Origin of the sequence: Neolewinella xylanilytica, assembly GCF_002934605.1 — a bacterium.
Lineage (GTDB): Bacteria > Bacteroidota > Bacteroidia > Chitinophagales > Saprospiraceae > Neolewinella > Neolewinella xylanilytica.
Map to the genome: position 1 here is coordinate 912,518 of NZ_PTJC01000006.1, position 18,909 is coordinate 931,426.

Here is an 18,909-nt window from a genome sequence, read left to right on the forward strand (position 1 = left end):
TGTTGATGCAACCTATTCCTTACCTCATTTCGTTCTATACCTAGAAGTTGTCCGCGCCTTTTCCCTGAAACCTAAGCATTAGTATATGAAACTTATTTACCCTATTTCCTTCGTAGTGGCCGTCTTGTTAATCGTAACCGGAGCGTATTTACACCTCCAGCTTTACGCCTCGTCCTTTTGGACTGACCTGATGATCGGTGGCGGAATTCTGCTATCGTTTGCCGCATTCGCCGGTGCTTTGCTGGAAGGCAAAGAGCATTTGAAAAGTGCTTAACAAGCTTTAACGCCAGCCTTAACCTATTCTTTGCGTCAGGGTGGGCCACGCCCCCGTTTGAGGAGCAAACTGACTACCATGAAACTGTCTTTGCTCGCTCTTTTTACCTTCCTCCTTTTCGGCTTCGCTACCGCCCAGACGTCCATTGGGGTGTATGGCGCCTTCGGCCAGTCGAACGTTCGCTCGGGAGATGCCTTCGACGGGGCAACCGACCAACTGGACCGGATCGGAACCGCCACCTTCGGCGTCACCGCCGAAATTCCCGTCACTGCCTACTTTAGTTTACGCCCCGGTCTGGAATACACCAGCCGTGGTACCGCGATCGGGGTATCGGAAGGCATTAATCTCGGAGGTATATCCCTACCGGTCGGTGCCCGGGTCAAGACCCGCTTTGACTACGTCGAAGCACCGCTCCTGATCCAACTCCAAATCCCTACCCAAAGCAGCATCCAGCCCTACGTGATTGCCGGGCCCTCACTGGGGTATGCCACTTCCGGCCGGGTGGCCGCCGCGGCTAAAGCGGTCATCGAGTTGGACCTGTATTCCTCCTCGATCAACCTGGATGCTATCCGCTACGACCGCTTCCACGTGGCGGCCGTCGGTGGAGTAGGGGCCAATGCCCGGCTAGGCGAAGCCACCCGTCTTTTCGTTGAGGCTCGGTACCAGCACGGACTAAGCCAGCCGTACGACGTGCCCGTCATCCAGGACAAAGTCGGCTTCCAGGGCTGGAACGTCGGTGCGGGCGTAAGCTTCGACTTGAACTGATCCGTATGCTGCCTACGATGGGTTCCGCCCCGCCGGTATCGAATCCGGTCGGGGCGGTCTCCTGGCGGAGAGCGAACCAACCGCGGCTGCAGCGCTTGTAGTGCGGGCAATACCGCTTATGAAGTACTACGTTGTAATTTTTATCCTGCTGTTCATTAGCGTTTCGAGCTGTGAAGAGCAACGGGAAGATGCCGCCTACGGGGACAGCTACCTCTTTTTAAGCGAAACCGGTCTTACCGGTGGGCTTCAATCCGGAGATGTCATCCGGTTTAGGGAGGAGGAGCTTTCACTCCGAAATCCACTTACCGGAAGGGACACCACTATCCCCGTTAGTGCAGCCCGCAACGTGATCCGGGTCGAATCCGATGGTACGATTACGTTGTCCGGCGGTGATGCCGCCCAACAGCGTCTCGTCGCGTTGCAACCCACGGAGCAGCGGCTGGATACCCAGTTTCTTACCCGCCAGCCCTTTCTGTATCGATATCTGGATCAGGAGTATTGGGCTAGCTTCGAGCCGAGTTTCACGGGGTTCCCGGAGTACGCTCGTCCCGGCGCCCGGGATTTCGTGAACCGACTGACGGATTGGAGCGCGACCGCCCCCGGCCTGGAATATTCGGAATACACGCTGGTCAACGACTACGTGCAGCCGATCCTGATCCTTTCCGAACGGGACCGCGGCCAGTACGAAGATAATCAGGTCATTATAATCGATAGCATTGGTTCGGACGCGTTTCGCGGACGCATTCTCCGAGCCAACGGTGAATCAGTGCCGATCACGTTCAAAGCAACGGAAACCACGGCCGGAGCCAGTTCGCAAACCTTCGTCGAGGAGGTGAATACCGGCTATTCCCGCAGTTATTTGCTCTTGAAGCGCAATCGAAAAGGATCGGCCGCCTCCGCCGATACCAAACGCCTGCCCCGCCGCAGCTACATCGATCCCGGAGACCTTGGCGCCATTAGCGCGAGCTTTCTCGACGACGGTACGGTGATGTTCCTTTCCGACGACCACATCGTCCTGCAGGGGAGCTACGTGCTCGATTTTGATAAGGGGCTGCTGACCCTCACCGACGACACCGGAGCGTCTTACCGCGTATTCATCGATACCGAAGGGGGAATCACCTTCACCTTGCCCGTAACGGTGGTCGAACTGGGCGGGGGGCGCCTGGTCGGAGAGGATAATTACTTGCGCATCGAGGTGGTGGGTGGGTAGGCTGCTGCCGACGATCGCTCAATCCTCCCGAAATTGCATATAGTTGCGGTCGAGCTCCTCACTGTCTTCGTAATATGCCCGCATCGTTGCGAGCTCATCTTTTAGTCGGTCCACCACTTCCGCGTAAGCCGGCTCTTCAAATACACTTCGCATTTCCCGGGGATCGGCCTTCCGGTCGTAGAGTTCCCATTCGTCCACGTCGTCGTAGAAGTGAATCAGCTTATACTGCTGCGTTACGATGCCGTAATGGCGTTTCACCATGTGCACGGCGGGATATTCGTAGTAGTGATAGTACACTGCATCACGGTCCCAGGCGGCCGTATCGCCGGTAAGAAGGGGAATCAGGCTTTCTCCCTGCAGGTCAGCGGGTTGGGGGAGGCCGGCCGCATTCAGGAGGGTTTGGGCGTAATCGAGGTTCTGCACCATTTCCGTGCTCACGGATCCCGGGGCTACGTGGCCCGGCCAGCGGACCAGCAGCGGGGTTTTGAAGCTTTCGTCGTAGATGAAACGCTTGTCGAACCAGCCGTGCTCGCCGAGGTAGAAGCCCTGGTCGGAGGTATACACTACAATGGTATTATCCGCCTGGCCGGTTGCGTCGAGGTAGTCCAGCAGCCGACCGATGTTGTCGTCGACCAGGGAAACGTTGGCCAGGTAGTCCTGCATGTAGCGCTGGTACTTCCACCGCATGCGTTCGCGGTCGTTCATCTTCGGCCAGTTGTCGCGGAAGTCGGTGGCGATCTTGTCGAGGGTGGGTTGGTAGGCGGCCTTCTGCTCCTCCGTGGCGCGGTTGTAGGGGCCGTAGAAGGCGCCGGGTCCGCTGGGCCCCTCGGCCGTTTGGGGTGCGACCTGGTCGCCCATCGCGGCGATCGTCTCGGGATGGACCTTACTGTCGTGCATGTGTTGGAGGTAGTCGAGCAGGTTCATCTCGGCGGTGCGGGCGGCGGTGCCGCGGTCCTCGTAGTCGTCGAACAGCGTTGGTGGCTCGGGGAATTTCTTCTCGTAAAATTCGGCAAACTTCTCCGGTGTGGGCCACCAGGGGCGGTGCGGGGCCTTGTGCAGGTACATGAGCATGTAGGGCTGCTCGCTGTCCTCCTGCTGTTTGAGCCAGTTCAGCGTGAGATCGGTGATGATCTCCGTGACGTGGCCCTGGATAGTCGTATCACCCGCCGGGGTGATGAAGGTGGGGTTAATGTAATTGCCCTGGCCCGGGAGGATCATGAAATCGTCTACCCCCTCGGGATTGTTGCCAAAGTGCAGTTTGCCGAACATGGCCGTCCGGTACCCACCCCGCTGAAAGAGCTGGGGAAAGGTAATGTTAGAGGTGTCGAACGGCATCCGGTTGTCGATCTTGCCATTCACGTGGCTGTGCTTGCCAGTGAGGATAACCGCCCGGGAGGGGGCGCAAATGGAGTTGGTCACGCAAGCATTGGTGAACAGCATCCCCTCGGCCGCCAGCCGATCGATGTTGGGGGTCTCGATCAGCCGGTCGTCGTAGGCACTGATGGCTTGGTAGGCGTGATCGTCCGACATGATAAAGATGATGTTGGGGCGGCGGGTCCCGTTTTCCTCGGTTGGGTCGGTTGCCGCCGTTCCGCCGCAGGAGATCAAGCTAACCATCAAGATCGCCAGTATGGCGGAATAACAGGAGCGCGATCGCGCAATTAGGGTATGGGCTTGCATAACTGGAAGGTACGCGTTGGGTTTGGAAGGGCAAGGTGGGATTAGGTTAATCGGGCCTTGCTGCGCCCGGGTATGGCCGGGAGCCGGAGCGCACGGATCATACCCTGAGCAGCGCTCAACGACGGGGGGAAGACGGACCGCAGCGCGGTCCAACCCCCTTGCCCGGAATGCCAACTCCGGACAAAGAGAGCCCAAGCCTCAGGGGACTGCAGCGCAGTCCACCCCCCCCCCAGGCACACCAAGTTGACGTACACCGTTAGCAGCCATCACGAACCGTCCGCCAAGACCCAGGGGAAAACCTCCGAATCATACCGGCTCGCCTTTAGCAAGGAATCCAATCGCAACACTACTTCCGGGTGTTGAGCCGCCACATTTTGGGTTTCCCCCGGGTCGCCAGCCAGGTCATACAGTTCCAGGGGAGTATTGGGTTGGGTCTTCGCGTTGTAGCGAACCCCCTTCCAATCGCCCTGCCGGATGGCCTGCCGGCCGCCGCGCTCGTGAAATTCCCAGTAGAGGTATTCGTGTCGTTGTTGTTCCCGCGCTCCGCCGCCCAAAGTTGGCAGAAAAGAAATACCGTCCAGCCCTTCCGGCACGCGGGCGCCGGAGAGGTCAGCCAAAGTGGGCAGCACGTCCCAGAAGGCGGAAACGTGGTCGGTCTCGCCTACGGGAACGGTGCCCGGCATCGCGGCGATCATCGGTACCCGGATGCCCCCTTCGTACAAGTCCCGCTTGTAGCCCCGCAGCGGTCCGTTGCTGTCGAAAAAATCAGGATCGGCGCCGCCCTCCGTGTGGGGGCCATTGTCACTGGTGAAAATGATGAGGGTATTTTCCGTTAGGCCCAGCTCTTCCAGCTTTTTCTGGATCTCGCCGACATGTTGGTCCAGCAGGGTGATCATGGCCGCGAAGGTGGCGTGCGGCCGTTCGGCGGACTCGTAGGAGCCCCGCCGGTAGTCCGACCCCGAATCGGTCCCCTGCCAGGCTTTTTCCGGACCGAATTGCTCCGCGAAACGGGTGACCAGGCTATCGGGCGCCGCCAGCTCGGCGTGAGGGATGACCTGGGCGTAATACAGGAAAAAGGGCCGGTCCCGGTTCTCCTCGATGAATGCAAGGGTCCGATCCTGAATAAGGGTAGGGGCATAACTGCCCTTCGCGGTACCGGCATTGGCGGGCAGGGAATCCCGTTCTTGATTATCCCATAAATAATAGGGGTAGTAGTGGTGCGCCAGCCGCTGGCAATTGTAGCCGTAAAAGGTATCGAAGCCCTGGCGGACGGGATCACCTTCGGAACCGGGATAGCCCAACCCCCACTTGCCGAAAGCGCCGGTACGGTAGCCCTGGTCACGGAGCATTTCGGGGAGGACCCGGATGCGGTCGGGCAAGGGCCACTGTCCCTCCGGATGTACTTCCTTGTTGCCCCGGATAAAGGTGTGGCCGGTATGCAAGCCGGTCATCAGGGCGGAGCGTGACGGGGCGCAAACCGTGCTGCCACTGTAGTGCTGCGTAAACCGGAGGCCGTTGGCGGCAAGGCGGTCGATATTAGGGGTGTCGAATAGCGTTTGACCGTAACAGCTCAGGTCGCCGTAGCCCAGGTCGTCGGCCAGGATATAGATGATGTTCGGCGGCGATGGCCTATCCGAAGCGGTCGAATCGGTGTCCGTATGCCCTCCGCAGGCAAACAGAACGGCAACCAGCGGGAGGAAGTGATAGATAAGTGTCCGTTGGGTCAGTCTGGCGATATTCTGCTGGCTATGAACGGGCGGGGCCGGGTGGAGCGGTGACATGCGGTAAGTTTGCCATCAAGATATTACCGGTGACGGGATCAGGCCCTGCCGGAAGAAAAGTGAAGTCGATCAATAGCTGATTTGCTGGCCGTCCGATTCTTCGGTAAGGAACTCTCCCTTTTCATTTTGGTAACTGACCGGAATGCCGCGGTCCTGGGCGATCGTCTCCATGGCATCGAGAAAGGACCGGGAATCCTGCAGGTCGGAAACTTCTATCGTAAGCGCGTTTGCTTCACCAACCACCCGCATCGAAAGCCGGTTACCGGCGAACAGCGTAGCCAACTGCGGCTTGTGTTGGGTGATTTCAATGCGGCGAACGTCCGCTAATTCCAGGACGTGGTCGTCCAGCACCATACGGTCGATGCGCAGCACATGCTCGTTTAAGCGTATCCCCGCGTTGAAGGTGTGGTGGTAGGACATCACGTAGAGGATGATCGTAAGGATCAGTGAAAGGTCCAGGTAGATACCGAGGTCGAAGGGTTGGGAGGTTAGAGCCCACAAAATGTTGAGTACGAGTACGGCGATCAGGCTGCTCAGGAGCGTTTGACCGAAGCGGAGGACGTGTCCGTAGGCGTAGGTGTGTTTTTGGGCAGGCATACCTAAATATAGTTGTTCGACAGTTAAGTTACAACATCTCCAAGCGATCGATCAACAACTGGAACGGCTGTTCGCGGCCATTGGCGATTAAAAAGCTGATTTCCCCAATGACATCGCCGGGGAAATTGGGCAAGTCGAGCCGTTTTCCCTTCCGGACCGGGTACATTTCCGCCAGGGTGATCTCGATGACTTCCCATTCACCGGAGGTGGCGAAAGGGTGAACGTAAGCGAATTGTGCCTCGGGATCGGACTTGAGCCGGAACTTGTAGTCGCTGCCATCTCCTTTCAGCCGAATGAAGATGCGGTTAAAGGGCTGGGCATTGAAGGGCGGGTTAAAGCGGTGGCGGACCGAGCTGAAACCACCCCCGTCTTTCAGGCTCACGTCACCGTAAAAGCGACCGTGCTTTTCGGGGGTGATGGCGAAATGGCCGTCGGAATGGCCACCCATCACGATGTCATCGACCACCCGCCATTGGGCACGGACGGAAAATTCATTGAAGGCATAGAGGAGCTGCGGCGGATTCATACCCGATGAACAGCCCGCCTTCCCCCCCGGTGCGGAGTCATGCTCCTGAAATCTTGGTCAGGTGGCAATCCGGTACTTGTTTCTGGCCTCGAGCCAGGTTAATTTAGCGGTGGCATTCCACTCACCTATCCCTACCTATGTTCAAAGCATTATTGCTAGCCTGTCTGTTCCTTACCTGTTCCTGCGTCGGGCCCGCCCGCTATGGCGATTACCTGGCGGAATACCAGCCGGAAGACGGGGTAGTCGCAGCGCCTGTTTCCGCAATCGACGTGCGGTATGCGGACGATTACCGCAGCGAACCGGAAGTCAAGCGGATCAAGAACAGTTTCGTACCCGCTATCCTGTACTGGAGCTGGAATAATACGCTGGAATGCTCCCTGGATCCGGCGAAGCAGCTTGCCTACGTTCGGGAGGGCGTCATGCAGGCTGCCGATAGTTTGGGGCTGGATCGAAAGCTGGCCGGACAGCAACTGTCCATCACCCTAAGTCAGGTACCGGGGCAATTCTACTACGTCAACCGGATGTACGTCGTTATCGCCATAGTGGCTTACAGCACCATGGGGGAAGAGTCGATCACGCCCGTACCAACGGATCTGGTGGCATCCTACGCCGTTACCGATGGCAGTGACCGCCGGTCCGCCTGGGGCAGCAGTACCGTCTTCAGCCGGGAGGAACCGATGCGAAATCTTTGGAAATCCACCCGTGGCTTTACCGGCAAATTTCTCGACTCCCAGCGCGCCGAACTGCAGCGTATGGGACGGGAGCTGGTCAACGATATTGACCGGGAGCTGTACCCCGTGAGTCGGAAGTAATCAGTTACTTTGGCGGTATGTCCGATCGTGTTATGGATACCCGCCCGGGGGAAGAACTTCCCCTGGACCAACTGGAGCCCTATCTGCGCCGCCACCTCCCCGATTTCGATGGCCCGCTTTCCGTGCGCCAGTTTCGCGGCGGCCACGCCAACCTTACTTATGAGTTAACCTTTAGAGACCGGGCTTTCGTCCTGCGCCGCCCGCCCTTCGGGAATATCGCACCGGGTGCCCACGACATGCGGCGGGAATACCAGGTGCTGTCGCGGTTGCCCGAATACTTTACACCTGCGCCCGGCGCCCTCCACCTTTGTACCGACCCGGCCATCATCGGGGTGGATTTTATCGTGATGGAACGACGGGAAGGCACGGTCGTCCGCTACCGGCTGCCGGAGGAATTCGGCGGCATCGACCGCGTGGAAGAGCGGCTGACCGATGCCCTGATGCGGGTGACGGCGGAGCTGCATCTCGTCGACCCGGAGCGGGCGGGTCTTGCCGACCTGGGGCGGCCGCGGGGCTTTGCCGAACGTCAGCTGCGGGGCTGGACGCAGCGGTGGCAACTCGCGAAAACGGAGGAAAACAACGATGTCAACTACCTGGCGGATCGGCTCGGGCAAAATATCCCGGAGCCCCAGGCGGTATCGATCGTCCACGGCGACCTCAAATTCGACAACTGCCAGTTCCAGCCCGGGGAGCCCGACCGGGTGACTTCCGTATTTGATTGGGATATGGCCACCCTGGGCGATCCGCTCATCGATCTGGCCGGTACGCTGAGCTTCTGGCCGGACCCGAAGATCGATCCGACGGAAATGCCCATCCCCCTCCTCGTGGGCGACTGGCCCGACAAGGCCTACCTGAAGGCGCGCTACGCCGAGTACACCGGCTTCGACCTCAGCCGCATGCCGTGGTACGAGGCCTTCGCCTGCCTGAAGACGGCGGTGATCGCGCAGCAGTTGTACCGCCGGTACCGGGACGGAGGCACGAAGGATATTCGGATGGAGCAATTCGCGCAGGCAGCACAGGCGTTTGCCCGACTCGGCAGGCAAAAGATTGAGGTAAATCGGTAATAAAAGGGTTCTAACTATTTTATTTAGGTGATAAAATAGTTTATGAATGTTGTAACATATCCTCCCGCAATTAGCACTACGCAGTGTCTTTTCACCTATTTTTAGAATTCCAATGGCGGCCGCACATCCCTCGCGGAGCGGACCGTATGCCACACCGCGGGACATTGTAGTGGACCTGGCTTCTTCCCCTTCCCGGGGGCTGGGGGAGCAAAAGCCAGAGGAACGGAAATGTCTGGCAGTAGGATCGTGTGCAGCTCCGTTTGCCGTCTAAATCGTTGACCCATGCTAAAACCTACCCTGAATTCCGGACAGATTCCCGTACAATTGAATACCTCGATTACCAACTTCGAGCGGGCGGAGGGAACGCCGTGGTTGTTGCAGCTTGCGGATCAGCAGGGCGTTTATTTTCCCAAGATCGTGGAGATCACCTACCTGGAAGCGGACGGAAACTATACCACCGTTCATTTCTGTAACGGAGAAAGCCGGGTCGTGTGCCGTACCCTACGGGAGCTGGAGGAGAAATTGGAGCATTGCGGGTTCCTGCGGGTCCACCACTCCTATTTAATTAACCTGGCGCACGTACTCGCGTACCTGCGGGAGGAAGGCGGAACGATTGTATTACAGGGTGGCGGCAAGGTATACCTCTCGAGAAGCCACCGTGCGGCATTTTTTACCGCTATGGAGGATCGAGCCTGTTGACCGGTTCGCGGTTGCGGATCGCTTCGTCTCAGCGATCCAGTTGAATCCTCAGCAAACCATTCGCACGGGGAACGGCGAAGTCGACGGTGGTCTGTCCGCTGCCGTCAGGGGGCATGACTTGTAGCCTGAACCTACCCGAGGGAAGATCGTCGAGGTAAAAGCGACCGCTCCCGTCGGTCATCATGGCGATGTCCGCGACGGGGGCAGTAGCTTGCACAATGGATAGGGTAGCGTCCGCTACGGGCCTTCCGCTTCGGTCGACCAGCAGCCCTTCAATGGATTGCATCATTTACCTTCTTGAGCCCAGCGCTCCAGGTTGGCTTTTACCGAGGCGTTGATGCGCGTTCCGGAATTGCCGGCCATGCTTCCGCTGGTATGAATGGCCACCGCGACGCGGGTTTTGTCCCGACGGTAAAATACGGGCGAGCCGCTCTGTCCGCCGGCGGTATCGATAAGATAGGTTATGCGCTTATTGGTCAGGCGACTCACCCGCCTGGCGTGGTACCACTGCGTTTTACCCCCCTTGTCACCCGGATAACCACAGATATTGACGTATTTGCTCAGCAGGGTTTGGTCGGTGAAGGAGGCAAACTTGAACATGCCCACCTTGCGGCCGAAGGGATACTGTTGTGGCAGAATAATGGCGCCGTAATCGTAGTCGCTCTCCTTCCCGCTCACCCAGCCGCGAACGGACCGGAAGGCCGTTGCCTGGCAGCTGCCGAAAGGTTTCGTGGCGTTGTTCATGGCGGGGGTAACCTGGATCGACTTCGGCCATCCACCGGCACCATGAAGATATACGCAATGGCCCGCGGTGATCACGGTTCGGGGGCTGATCAGCCAACCGGTGCCGACGTAGCGGCGCCCGTTTTTAGCTTCGATCGTGAGTTGTACGATGGCGCTGTAAGGGAATGGCGTGGTGTCCCGTACCTGTTTGCGATCGTCGCGCCCGATAACGACCTCGGCGATGGTGGTTTGTCCGGGGTAGCTGGCGGCGTAGGCCTCGACGGCAACGTTGCCTACCGAAGCACCGCTTCCATCCCCATCGCCGCCGGGGGTCTGTCCGTCATCACTCCCCTCGTCATCGCTTTCGAACCAGGAGTCCGACTCCTGGGAGAATCCGCCCCTGCCGTCCTGTCGGTCAAATTCCTCCAGGCTGGAATACTCATCGGAAGTGGTCTTGGCGGGCACATCGGCGGTGGATCCATCCTGGGACTCACGGAGTTGTTCCTCTCCAAGGGATTCCAGCGTATCGGTTGCTTCGGTGGCGGAACTAGCATTCCCGTCATTTTCGGAGGATTCCTGGCTGGCGTTACTGACGGACGTTTCGCTGCTGACAGCGGTGTGGCCATTGGCCTTATATAGCATGGTACTTTCCATGGTGGAGCAAATTGATAGAAACGTTGAGGTATGGATGATATCATTTCGCCATGACCGGACCGTCGTACTTCGGCTCGGCCTTCATTTTGGCCTTGGCGTTCGGGGTATGGTCGGCGGCCGGGCTGGTGACGGGGACCGGCGGAGACGGTTTCTGAAGCAGCAGGTATAGCAGAAGACTGGAGGATCGGTCGGCGCTCGGGCCCATCAGTAAGAGGGGCAAGAGCTGGTGCGTCTTGCTCGATCCGGACTTGCCGAGCAGCCGTAGGAGCAAGAGGGTACGGAGCATCGAATCAGCATCTGATGCCGGCGCCGGGCAGGCGGGAGCGTTATCGTACATGACCTCCTATTTGCAGAGTTGGGAAATAAGCAGGAAGGTGAAGAGCTGGTCGTTCTTTTCCCCTTTATCGTCCTGTAGGAGCAGAAGGGGAAGCAAACTTTGCAAGGAAGCATTACCTCCGCCTTTGGAGCCGTTCAATCCGTCCTGTCCGAGCAGTTGCAGCAGCAGGAGCGACTTCTTGTCGAAACTGCTTTCTTCCACCGTCTGGGATTCGGAGGCGCCGGCGAACCGTATACTTTGAAGTTGGGGCTGATCGAGGAGCAGGGCCATCAGCTGCGACTGCTGCATTCCCGCGGTGGATCGTTCCAGCTGCTGTAAGCGGCGGTGTATACTGGCCGGCGAACCCGGGGTCTGACTGAGTTGCAGCAGCTGCCGCCGCAGGGAATAGATCTGGCGTTGCATCCGGCGTAGGACGGCCGAGGCAGCCGTTCCGGTTCGGCTGCGGCTTCGCTCGGCGTCACCGGATTCATTGAAATCGGATTCGAAATCACCGGCTTCGTCCTGCCAGGATTCGTAGGCATCGTAGGGGTCGGCCTCGATGCCTTCGTGAACGCTGCCGTTCTGATAGATGGAGTTGGGCATGGTCGTATGGTTTTTATCAGGCAGGATTAGAAATAAATGGACTCATCGTAGGCGAATTCATCGCCCCATAGCGCGGCCTCGGAGCTGTTTCCCACGCCGAAATCGCTTTTGGACTGGAAGCCCGACGAGGTGTCGCTGGATTCCTGGACTACCAGTTCGGGGCCATAAAGCTTTTGCAGGCTGGCTTCCAGCGATCCCTGGCCGGTTTCGGCACTTTCATTTCCTATGCTGCTGGTCCGCTGGTCCGCAGTGCGGGTCGAAGTGGCCGGGCCAGCGAGCAGATTGAAGAGATTGACGTACTCGGAGAGGTTGACTTCGGTAAATTCCTGTTTTCCCGCCCGCTGCCGGACGTGGCGGATGCGTTGGCGACCGATCGGACCTTTAGGACTGACCCGGTTCAGGAGGTTGCCGGCAAGCAGTCGCTTGAGGCGGGGGTCATTGATCAGTTTCAGGAGATGACTGACGCGGGAGCGCGGATCGGCTACCTTACGGACTTGGTAACGGAGCTGCTGGACGGCGATGCCCGCTACTTTTTTAGCACCGAAGCCGATAGCTTTGCCGATGAAGGGAGCGGCGATGGCTGCCAGGGCTCCGAAAAACTCATCCTTTTCCTCGGGAGCCATCCTTTCGATGGCCGGTGTGACGGTGGCGTCCAGCTCCCGGTAGGGCGCATCCTGGAACCGTTCGTCCACTACTTGCCGCAGGGCTTCGTAGTATTCCGATACGCTCAGGCCGTATTCCGCTAACATTTGGTTGTTCATAGTGAATGGTGTAGCTGGTGAAACATGTGCCAAAACTCGGTTTGCCCGTTGCTCCCCGCCGGGGTTTCTCGTATCAGGTCGTATCGGGCGGACGGATGTGTCCCCCCGCTGTGTAATTGGTAATTATGATGCCATTTCTTTCCACCCGTGCTACGGAAGCAGCCCTCAGCCGCTGGATGGAAGTCACCTCGCCTTATCTTGTCCGAATGGATTTCACCTTTTCCGCATCGACGTCAGACAACATCCGCCACCTCGAAGCCTTCATGGACGAGCACGTCTACCCCGTGGAACGGCCTTACCGGGAATGGACGGAGTCGCACCGCTGGCAAGTCTTTCCCGGCATGGCGGAACTCAAGGAACGCGCCCGTGCAGCCGGACTGTGGAACCTATTTCTGCCGGAAGACTACGGCGATTTCAGTCCGGGGCTGACCAACCTCGAGTATGCCCCCCTGGCCGAGATCATGGGCCGGGTGCTCTGGGCGAGCGAAATCTTCAATTGCAGCGCGCCGGATACGGGCAACATGGAGGTGCTGGCGAAGTACGGTACCCCCGAGCAACAACAGCAGTGGTTGCTGCCCCTGCTCGACGGGCAAATCCGCTCCGCCTTCCTGATGACCGAGCCGGCCGTGGCCAGTTCGGACGCGACGAACATCGCCACCCGCATCGAGCGGGACGGAGACGAATACGTCATCAACGGCCGTAAGTGGTGGAGTACCGGGGCGATGCACCCCGATTGCGCTTTTTACATCGTGATGGGTAAGACCGACCCGGAGGCCCCCCGCCACCGGCAGCAGAGCATGATCCTCGTTCCGGCCGATACTCCCGGCGTAAAAGTCGAGCGGCCACTTACCGCCTTCGGAACCTACGATAGTCCGGCGGGCCACGCCGAGATCACCCTAGCGGACGTACGGGTGCCGGCGAGCCACCTCATCCTGGGTGAAGGGCGCGGCTTCGAGATCGCCCAGGGCCGATTAGGGCCCGGTCGCGTCCACCACTGCATGCGGCTGATCGGGGTGGCGCAACGAGCCCTGGAGATGAGTTGCCGGCGGGTGGGGGAGCGGGAAGCCTTCGGGCGGCAGCTGGCGAAGTTCAGCAGCGTACGGCAGGAGATAGCCCGGAGCCGCTGTGAAATCGAGCAGGCGCGACTGCTAACCCTGAGTGCCGCCGACCACATCGACCGGGAAGGGATCAAGGGGGCGAAGGACCTGGTGGGCATGATCAAGATCGTTTGTCCGCAAATGGCGTGTACGGTGGTCGATCGGGCGATCCAGCTGCACGGCGGAATGGGCGTGAGCGGTGATGTTCCGCTGGCTGACTTTTACGCCTATGCACGTAGTATCCGGCTGGCCGACGGACCGGACGAAGTCCACATGTTTCAGCTCGGCCGGAACACAATCGCCTACTACCAGGCAACATCGTAGCCTCACCCTTTACCAAGCTTTTTACCATGACCCGCATCCACCATGTCACCCTGATCGTCGAGGATTTGAAAAGCAGTCGTGATTTTTACGTCCGCGAGTTCGGCTTCAGAGAGCGGGAAGTGGACGGGCTCGATTACCCCGGTGCCTTCTTGATTATCAACGACCAACAACATTGCACCTGGCGGAACTGCCGGATGCCCCGCCGACGTTCCGGGGGCATTTCTGCCTGCGGGTGCCGGACTTCAGCGCCGTTTTTTACCGGATGAAGGATTTGGGAATCCTGGACGTCAGGCCGTGGGGACGTGTACGGGAATTGCCGGATGGCTCCATGCAGCTCTACCTCCGCGACCCGGCGGGCAACCTGGTGGAGATCACCTCCGAACCGGAGGACCGGGCGGGTATCGATCCGGCGATTCTGGAGGACGAACTTTACGGGGGTGGGCCGTACCGGTACTTCGGTACGGATGAACCGATAGGGTGGCAAGGTTAACTCAGGGTTAACTTTTTCGGGGTCGTCGGTAACAAAAGTGGTCGCGCGAGTCGTCGTCCGACGACTAATCGCGCGACGAGTAGCCGTCCGACGAGTACTCGCGCGACCACTACCCCTCAAACACTACCCGCTCCGTACCCATAATCCACCCCTCCATCCGGTCGCGATAGAAGTCGTGCACCTGCGGCCGCTTCACCTTCAGGGTGGGGGTGAGGCGGTCATTCTCGACGCTGAACGGCTCTTCGGCAATTACCACGGTGGCCACCTTTTTGTAGCCGGGCAGGCTTTCGTTTACTTTCGCGAGTTGTTGTTCCAGACGGGCCTTCACCGCGGCCCGGTCCCGCTCCGCGCCTGTTTCCGACAGGGAAACGACCAGGAGAGGCTGCGGCATGCCGAGGCCCAGGACGCAGAGCTGGTCGATATCGGCGTTGCCACTGAATTTATCCTCGATCTCGTTGGGCACGATAAACTCGGCCTTGGCCGTCTTGAAGGTGTCCTTCACCCGACCCGTGAGGTAGAGGAAGTTGTCGGCGTCGACGCGGCCCTGATCGCCCGTGTGCAACCAGCCCTCCGCATCGATGGTCTCGGCGGTTTTTTCCGGCGCTTTGTAGTAGCCGATCATGGTGTTGGGGGAGCGGGTCAGCACTTCCTTCGTCTCGGGGTCGATGCGGCATTCGGTGCCGGGCAGAGGTTGGCCCACCGATCCGGGGCGGTCCTGGTCGGCAAAGATCATGTGGCTCACGGCCCCGTTTTCCGTCATGCCGTAAGCTTCGGAGATCGGGATGCCGACGCGGGCGAACCAGTCTTTCGTGGCCTGGGGGATCGGCGCGGCCCCGGAGACGTTGCAGCGCGACTGGTCCAGCCCCAGCCCCTTACGCACCTTGCGCTTGATGAACCAGGAAACCACCGGGATCTTCAGTAGCGTATCCATTTTTTCCTGGGGCAATTTCTTCAGCACCCCCTGCTGCAGTTTGGTCCAAATCCGCGGCACGGCGAAGAAGAAGGTCGGCCGGGCGTGCTGCAGGTTATCCGCGAAGCGCTCGATGCTCTCCGTAAAGAAGATCTCCCCCCCGTGGGTCAGGCACATGGTCTCGACGGTGCCCCGCTCGGCCACGTGGTTGAGGGGCAGGAAGCTGAAGTAGCGGTTGTCGCCGGAGTAGTCGTTTTCCAGCGGATTGCGGTCGTACAGTTCCCGCATCAGCGCGATCTGGTTTTCGATACTCAGCATCACCCCCTTTGGCGTTCCGGTGGTGCCGGAGGTGAAAATGAGCGTCCAGAGGCCGTCGCGGGGCGGTACCGGATTGCCCTGCATCGGCTCGGTCTCCCGTAGAATTTCATCCCAGTCCTTGCCGCGTTCGATGCGTGAGTTGCCCGGGTAGTGGGGAAAACGAATGACCGGTAGCTCGTCCGGGATACCGGATTGCATGCTGTCCCAAACGTCGATCTTTCCCAGGAAAAGCAGGTCGATATCCCCCAGTTCGATCACCTCCGCGATCTGCTCCCCGGTGAGGGTAGCGAAAAAGGGGACGCTGACGTGGCCCGCCATCATGATCGCCAGGTCGGCGATGATCCACTCCCGGCAGTTCTTGCTGACCAGGCCGATGTGACTTCCCGGCTCCAGATTAACCGCCCGCAGGTAGGCCGCCAGCCGCCGCGCCATTTGTCCGACTTCTCCCCAGGTGTAGGTTTCCCAGCGGTCGCCGAAGGGTTGGTGCAGGAAGGCTTTGTCGGCTTGGGCGGCTTCTTTCTCGTAAAATGATTCTAGGGTCGTCTGGTCGTACATAAGTTGGTTGGTATGCTCGCGGCTGCAAGGTAGCAACGGGGCGCCGGGGCGCAGGTGCGAAGCCAGCCCCAACCAATACGGAGAACCATTTCCTTTTTTCATACGTTTTTGAAAAAAAGAAACATAATGGCCGTTCCTCCGCCTAAGGATGACGACATCTTCATCACCCCGGCCGGCCTCCGCAAGCGCTACGGTAATTTCGATCCGAATACCTTTACGTATTGGCAGGAGAAAGCGCTGGTGCGTAAGCTGCGTAACGGATTGTACCTGAATAATGCGTTTGAGGTAAAGGGAAAGGCCGATCAGTTTATGATAGCGAATCAGTTGTACGAGCCTTCCTACGTCAGTTTGCACAGCGCACTACATTACTACGGACTCATTCCTGAATTCCCCTACGAAGTAACGTCGGTGGCGACCAAAAAAACCACCCGCACCGTAGACGGAAAGAAGCGGTACAGTTACCGGACCCTGAAACCGGAGCTATTCTTCGGCTTCGAAAACGTTCCGTGGCGCGGACAACACTACAGCGTTGCCTATCCGGAAAAGGCGTTGCTTGACCTTGCCTACCTGGAGCCTCAGTTCTCGGACCACGCCTGGGTCGAGGAGATGCGGTTCGACCACGGGAGCATAATGGAACTGGATTGGGACCGGCTTACGCACTTTAGCCATATCATGGACTCCGAAGTCGTCCGCCAGCGGATTGCCGTCCTTTTAGATGTACTCGCCGATGATTGATCTTTCGCAAATAGTCAAAGCCTACCCGGAATACCTTCACGACGAACGGGAGTTCCTCCTCCGCGAGTACCTCCAGTACGAGATCCTCGCCATCCTCTTCACCAGCAAATTCGCCCACCGCTACACCTTTCTCGGGGGCACCTGTCTGCGGATCTGCTACGGTACCGACCGCTTCAGCGAAGACCTCGACTTCGACAATCAGGATATCACCGTCAGCGAATTCGAGGAGACCGCCCGCATCATCCAGCGCCAGCTGGAACTGCGCGGCTTCCGGGTCGAACTAAGGCTCGCCTTCAAGGGCGCTTACCACTGCAGCATCAAATTTCCTGGCTTGCTTTACGGCTACGAGCTTAGCGGTCACCGCGAAGCCAAGCTGTTCATCAAAATGGACACCGAGAAGCAACAATATCACTACCACCGCGAGCTCATTCCCATCAATCTGGCCGGTATCGGAACGGAAGTACCCGCGGTGCCGCTCTCGCTGCTCGCCTCCCAGAAGGTAGCCGCCATAGTGGGTCGCAAGCGTCCAAAGGGCAGGGATTTCTACGACCTCGCCTGGTGCCTGGCCCGGACCACCCCCGACTACGGCTACCTGGACGAGCGCTTCCGGGTAAGCAGCGCCACCCAACTCCGCAATTTCCTGCAACGGACCATCGAAGCCTTCGATTTCGACCTGCTCGCGGAGGACGTCCGCCCTTTTCTTTTTCACCTGGAAGACGTGGAGGCCATTCGGGCATTCCCGACCTACTGGCGTTCGGTCGAGCTATAAGCTTACCGACGGGTATCCACCAACTCGCGGACGATGCGGTGGACGGTCTGATTCAGTTTGCCCGCCGTTTTGGGGCCGCTGTGGTTGGAAATGACCGATACCGCCAGCTCGTGGTCCGGGAAGACGTACAACCAGTTTTGCGTACCGGAAGTACCCCCGTGGTGGTTGTAGGACGTCCCGTACTTATCCCGCCACACGTTCCAGCAGTAGGCGATGTGCCGGGATTTGCCATCCGTATAAAGGATTTCGTGGGATCGGCTTACCACCGGATCTTCCTTCCGGAGCTGCAGCGCGGCGTAGCGGAGCAGGTCGGGTAGGGTAGCGGTGACGCCGACCCCGCCCCCCCACAGGGAATTAAAGCTACGCGGCGATGGCGCGTCATTCTCCATCCAGTATCCTTGTACCGCATCGCCGGTGCCCCGTAGCTTCAGTTGAGTGTGCGCTAGTTTCTCCGGGCCGGTAAGGATCGTTTCAAGTTGTTGGTCCAGTGCCGCTTCGTTCACTTGCTCCAGAATGTAGGCCAGTAACTCCGTCCCCGCACTGCTGTAGGCATAGGTACTTCCCGGCGGTTCGGAGAGACGTACCGTGGCGAGATCCTCCCAGAAATCATCCTTTCCGTACTGTTGCTCCAGGGCGTGAAAGCGGGCGGGCACATCGGGGGCGAAGGTCTCGAAAACGCCATTCCACGCCAGCGGGAGAAAGCCGGGCAGGCCGGACGTATGCGTAAGTAAATGCCGAATCCGGATCGGTTCGCCGTCGTACGCGAGATTCGGATAGGGAGCCGGCAGATAGGATCGGATATCCTCGTCGATATCCAGTTTGCCCGCCGCAACGGTCGCCGCCACCAGGTAGCCGACCAGGGTCTTGGTAACGGATGCGATCTCGAAGACGGTGCCGTCATCGGGCGGATTACCACCGCCGGGCGTGAGCTCCCCGAAATGGCGGGTGACCGTTTTACCGTCCACCACCACCCCGATGGATACGGAGCGAATATCCCGTGATCGCAGGACCTTCGCCGCTGCCCGCTCCACGACCTCCGCTACCACGGTGGTGTCGGTAACGACTTGCCCCCACAGCTGCTGACCGGACAGCAACAGGACCATCCATGCGGTGCACCACCCCGTCCAGCTATACCTCATTCAACAAGAATAGGTCCCCCGCCTCACAACTTAGGTTAAGAATCTTATAAATTGGGCGACGGAGCGCAGGATCACCAACAAGGCCGCCGAGCGAACTAACCGGTGAA

The 18,909-nt window shown here is 59.0% G+C and carries 20 protein-coding genes and 1 pseudogene; 10 read left to right on the plus strand and 11 right to left on the minus strand.

Annotated features, from left to right (window positions below):
• Nucleotides 1-85 precede the first annotated feature (85 nt).
• From CLV84_RS13065 to CLV84_RS13075, 3 genes are all read left to right on the plus strand, one after another.
• Nucleotides 86-274 (plus strand): hypothetical protein, encoded by a 189-nt coding sequence (locus CLV84_RS13065; protein ID WP_104420234.1) that lies wholly within the window; start codon nucleotides 86-88, stop codon nucleotides 272-274.
• Between the two features lie 78 nt (nucleotides 275-352).
• Nucleotides 353-1,039, plus strand: coding sequence for a porin family protein (locus CLV84_RS13070; protein WP_146088801.1), 687 nt, complete (start codon nucleotides 353-355; stop codon nucleotides 1,037-1,039).
• A gap of 118 nt (nucleotides 1,040-1,157) precedes the next feature.
• Nucleotides 1,158-2,249 carry a hypothetical protein gene (locus CLV84_RS13075; RefSeq protein WP_104420236.1) on the plus strand — a complete coding sequence of 364 codons (1,092 nt, stop codon included), beginning with the start codon at nucleotides 1,158-1,160 and terminating at the stop codon, nucleotides 2,247-2,249.
• A gap of 18 nt (nucleotides 2,250-2,267) precedes the next feature.
• Here CLV84_RS13075 and CLV84_RS13080 read toward each other — a convergent pair whose 3' ends face one another.
• From CLV84_RS13080 to CLV84_RS13095, 4 genes are all read right to left on the minus strand, one after another.
• Nucleotides 2,268-3,929 carry a sulfatase family protein gene (locus CLV84_RS13080; protein WP_211295254.1) on the minus strand — a complete coding sequence of 554 codons (1,662 nt, stop codon included), beginning with the start codon at nucleotides 3,927-3,929 and terminating at the stop codon, nucleotides 2,268-2,270.
• Nucleotides 3,930-4,195: 266 nt separating this feature from the next.
• Complete coding sequence (locus tag CLV84_RS13085) at nucleotides 4,196-5,710, minus strand: arylsulfatase (protein WP_104420237.1); 1,515 nt, start codon at nucleotides 5,708-5,710, stop codon at nucleotides 4,196-4,198.
• Nucleotides 5,711-5,779: 69 nt separating this feature from the next.
• A complete protein-coding gene (locus CLV84_RS13090) occupies nucleotides 5,780-6,307 on the minus strand; it encodes a hypothetical protein (RefSeq protein ID WP_104420238.1) in 528 nt (175 codons plus the stop codon).
• Nucleotides 6,308-6,335: 28 nt separating this feature from the next.
• Nucleotides 6,336-6,833 (minus strand): CIA30 family protein, encoded by a 498-nt coding sequence (locus CLV84_RS13095; protein WP_104420239.1) that lies wholly within the window; start codon nucleotides 6,831-6,833, stop codon nucleotides 6,336-6,338.
• 137 nt (nucleotides 6,834-6,970) lie between these two features.
• Between CLV84_RS13095 and CLV84_RS13100 the strand changes: the two genes are divergently transcribed.
• The 3 genes from CLV84_RS13100 (at nucleotide 6,971) to CLV84_RS13110 (ending at nucleotide 9,408) form a co-directional block, all read left to right on the plus strand.
• A complete protein-coding gene (locus CLV84_RS13100; protein WP_104420240.1) occupies nucleotides 6,971-7,645 on the plus strand; it encodes a hypothetical protein in 675 nt (224 codons plus the stop codon).
• A gap of 17 nt (nucleotides 7,646-7,662) precedes the next feature.
• Nucleotides 7,663-8,709 carry a phosphotransferase family protein gene (locus tag CLV84_RS13105; protein ID WP_104420241.1) on the plus strand — a complete coding sequence of 349 codons (1,047 nt, stop codon included), beginning with the start codon at nucleotides 7,663-7,665 and terminating at the stop codon, nucleotides 8,707-8,709.
• A gap of 282 nt (nucleotides 8,710-8,991) precedes the next feature.
• On the plus strand, nucleotides 8,992-9,408 hold the full coding sequence (locus CLV84_RS13110) for a LytR/AlgR family response regulator transcription factor (RefSeq protein WP_104420242.1): 417 nt from the start codon (nucleotides 8,992-8,994) through the stop codon (nucleotides 9,406-9,408).
• A gap of 28 nt (nucleotides 9,409-9,436) precedes the next feature.
• On the opposite strand, the gene CLV84_RS13115 is transcribed toward CLV84_RS13110, so the two are convergent.
• Genes CLV84_RS13115 through CLV84_RS13135 form a run of 5 tightly spaced genes read right to left on the minus strand, consistent with a single transcriptional unit; the run spans nucleotide 9,437 to nucleotide 12,465 of the window.
• Complete coding sequence (locus tag CLV84_RS13115; protein ID WP_104420243.1) at nucleotides 9,437-9,697, minus strand: carboxypeptidase-like regulatory domain-containing protein; 261 nt, start codon at nucleotides 9,695-9,697, stop codon at nucleotides 9,437-9,439.
• Nucleotides 9,694-10,785, minus strand: coding sequence for a trypsin-like serine peptidase (locus tag CLV84_RS13120; RefSeq protein WP_104420244.1), 1,092 nt, complete (start codon nucleotides 10,783-10,785; stop codon nucleotides 9,694-9,696). The genes CLV84_RS13115 and CLV84_RS13120 overlap by 4 nt, the downstream gene beginning before the upstream one ends.
• A 40-nt stretch (nucleotides 10,786-10,825) precedes the next feature.
• Nucleotides 10,826-11,071: a hypothetical protein gene (locus tag CLV84_RS13125; RefSeq protein ID WP_146088802.1), complete on the minus strand. Its 246-nt coding sequence runs from the start codon at nucleotides 11,069-11,071 to the stop codon at nucleotides 10,826-10,828.
• A 57-nt stretch (nucleotides 11,072-11,128) separates the two neighbouring features.
• The gene (locus tag CLV84_RS13130; RefSeq protein ID WP_104420246.1) at nucleotides 11,129-11,704 is read right to left on the minus strand and encodes a hypothetical protein; all 576 of its coding nucleotides are present in this window, start codon (nucleotides 11,702-11,704) and stop codon (nucleotides 11,129-11,131) included.
• 26 nt (nucleotides 11,705-11,730) lie between these two features.
• Entirely contained in the window at nucleotides 11,731-12,465 is a 735-nt protein-coding gene (locus tag CLV84_RS13135; protein WP_104420247.1) for a hypothetical protein, read from the minus strand.
• Nucleotides 12,466-12,671: 206 nt separating this feature from the next.
• Here CLV84_RS13135 and CLV84_RS13140 point away from each other — a divergent pair, with 206 nt between their 5' ends.
• Nucleotides 12,672-13,886 carry an acyl-CoA dehydrogenase family protein gene (locus CLV84_RS13140; protein WP_104420248.1) on the plus strand — a complete coding sequence of 405 codons (1,215 nt, stop codon included), beginning with the start codon at nucleotides 12,672-12,674 and terminating at the stop codon, nucleotides 13,884-13,886.
• A gap of 26 nt (nucleotides 13,887-13,912) precedes the next feature.
• A pseudogene (locus CLV84_RS13150) lies at nucleotides 13,913-14,376 on the plus strand (VOC family protein).
• Nucleotides 14,377-14,485: 109 nt separating this feature from the next.
• On the opposite strand, the gene CLV84_RS13155 reads toward CLV84_RS13150, so the two are convergent.
• The gene (locus CLV84_RS13155) at nucleotides 14,486-16,261 is read right to left on the minus strand and encodes an AMP-binding protein (RefSeq protein ID WP_245911506.1); all 1,776 of its coding nucleotides are present in this window, start codon (nucleotides 16,259-16,261) and stop codon (nucleotides 14,486-14,488) included.
• A gap of 24 nt (nucleotides 16,262-16,285) precedes the next feature.
• Between CLV84_RS13155 and CLV84_RS13160 the strand changes: the two genes are divergently transcribed.
• Nucleotides 16,286-16,894: a type IV toxin-antitoxin system AbiEi family antitoxin domain-containing protein gene (locus CLV84_RS13160; RefSeq protein WP_104420252.1), complete on the plus strand. Its 609-nt coding sequence runs from the start codon at nucleotides 16,286-16,288 to the stop codon at nucleotides 16,892-16,894.
• A complete protein-coding gene (locus tag CLV84_RS13165; RefSeq protein ID WP_170067697.1) occupies nucleotides 16,887-17,663 on the plus strand; it encodes a nucleotidyl transferase AbiEii/AbiGii toxin family protein in 777 nt (258 codons plus the stop codon). Before CLV84_RS13160 ends, CLV84_RS13165 begins: the two co-directional genes overlap by 8 nt.
• Before the next feature lie 2 nt (nucleotides 17,664-17,665).
• On the opposite strand, the gene CLV84_RS13170 is transcribed toward CLV84_RS13165, so the two are convergent.
• On the minus strand, nucleotides 17,666-18,802 hold the full coding sequence (locus CLV84_RS13170) for a serine hydrolase domain-containing protein (protein WP_104420254.1): 1,137 nt from the start codon (nucleotides 18,800-18,802) through the stop codon (nucleotides 17,666-17,668).
• Nucleotides 18,803-18,909 lie beyond the last annotated feature (107 nt).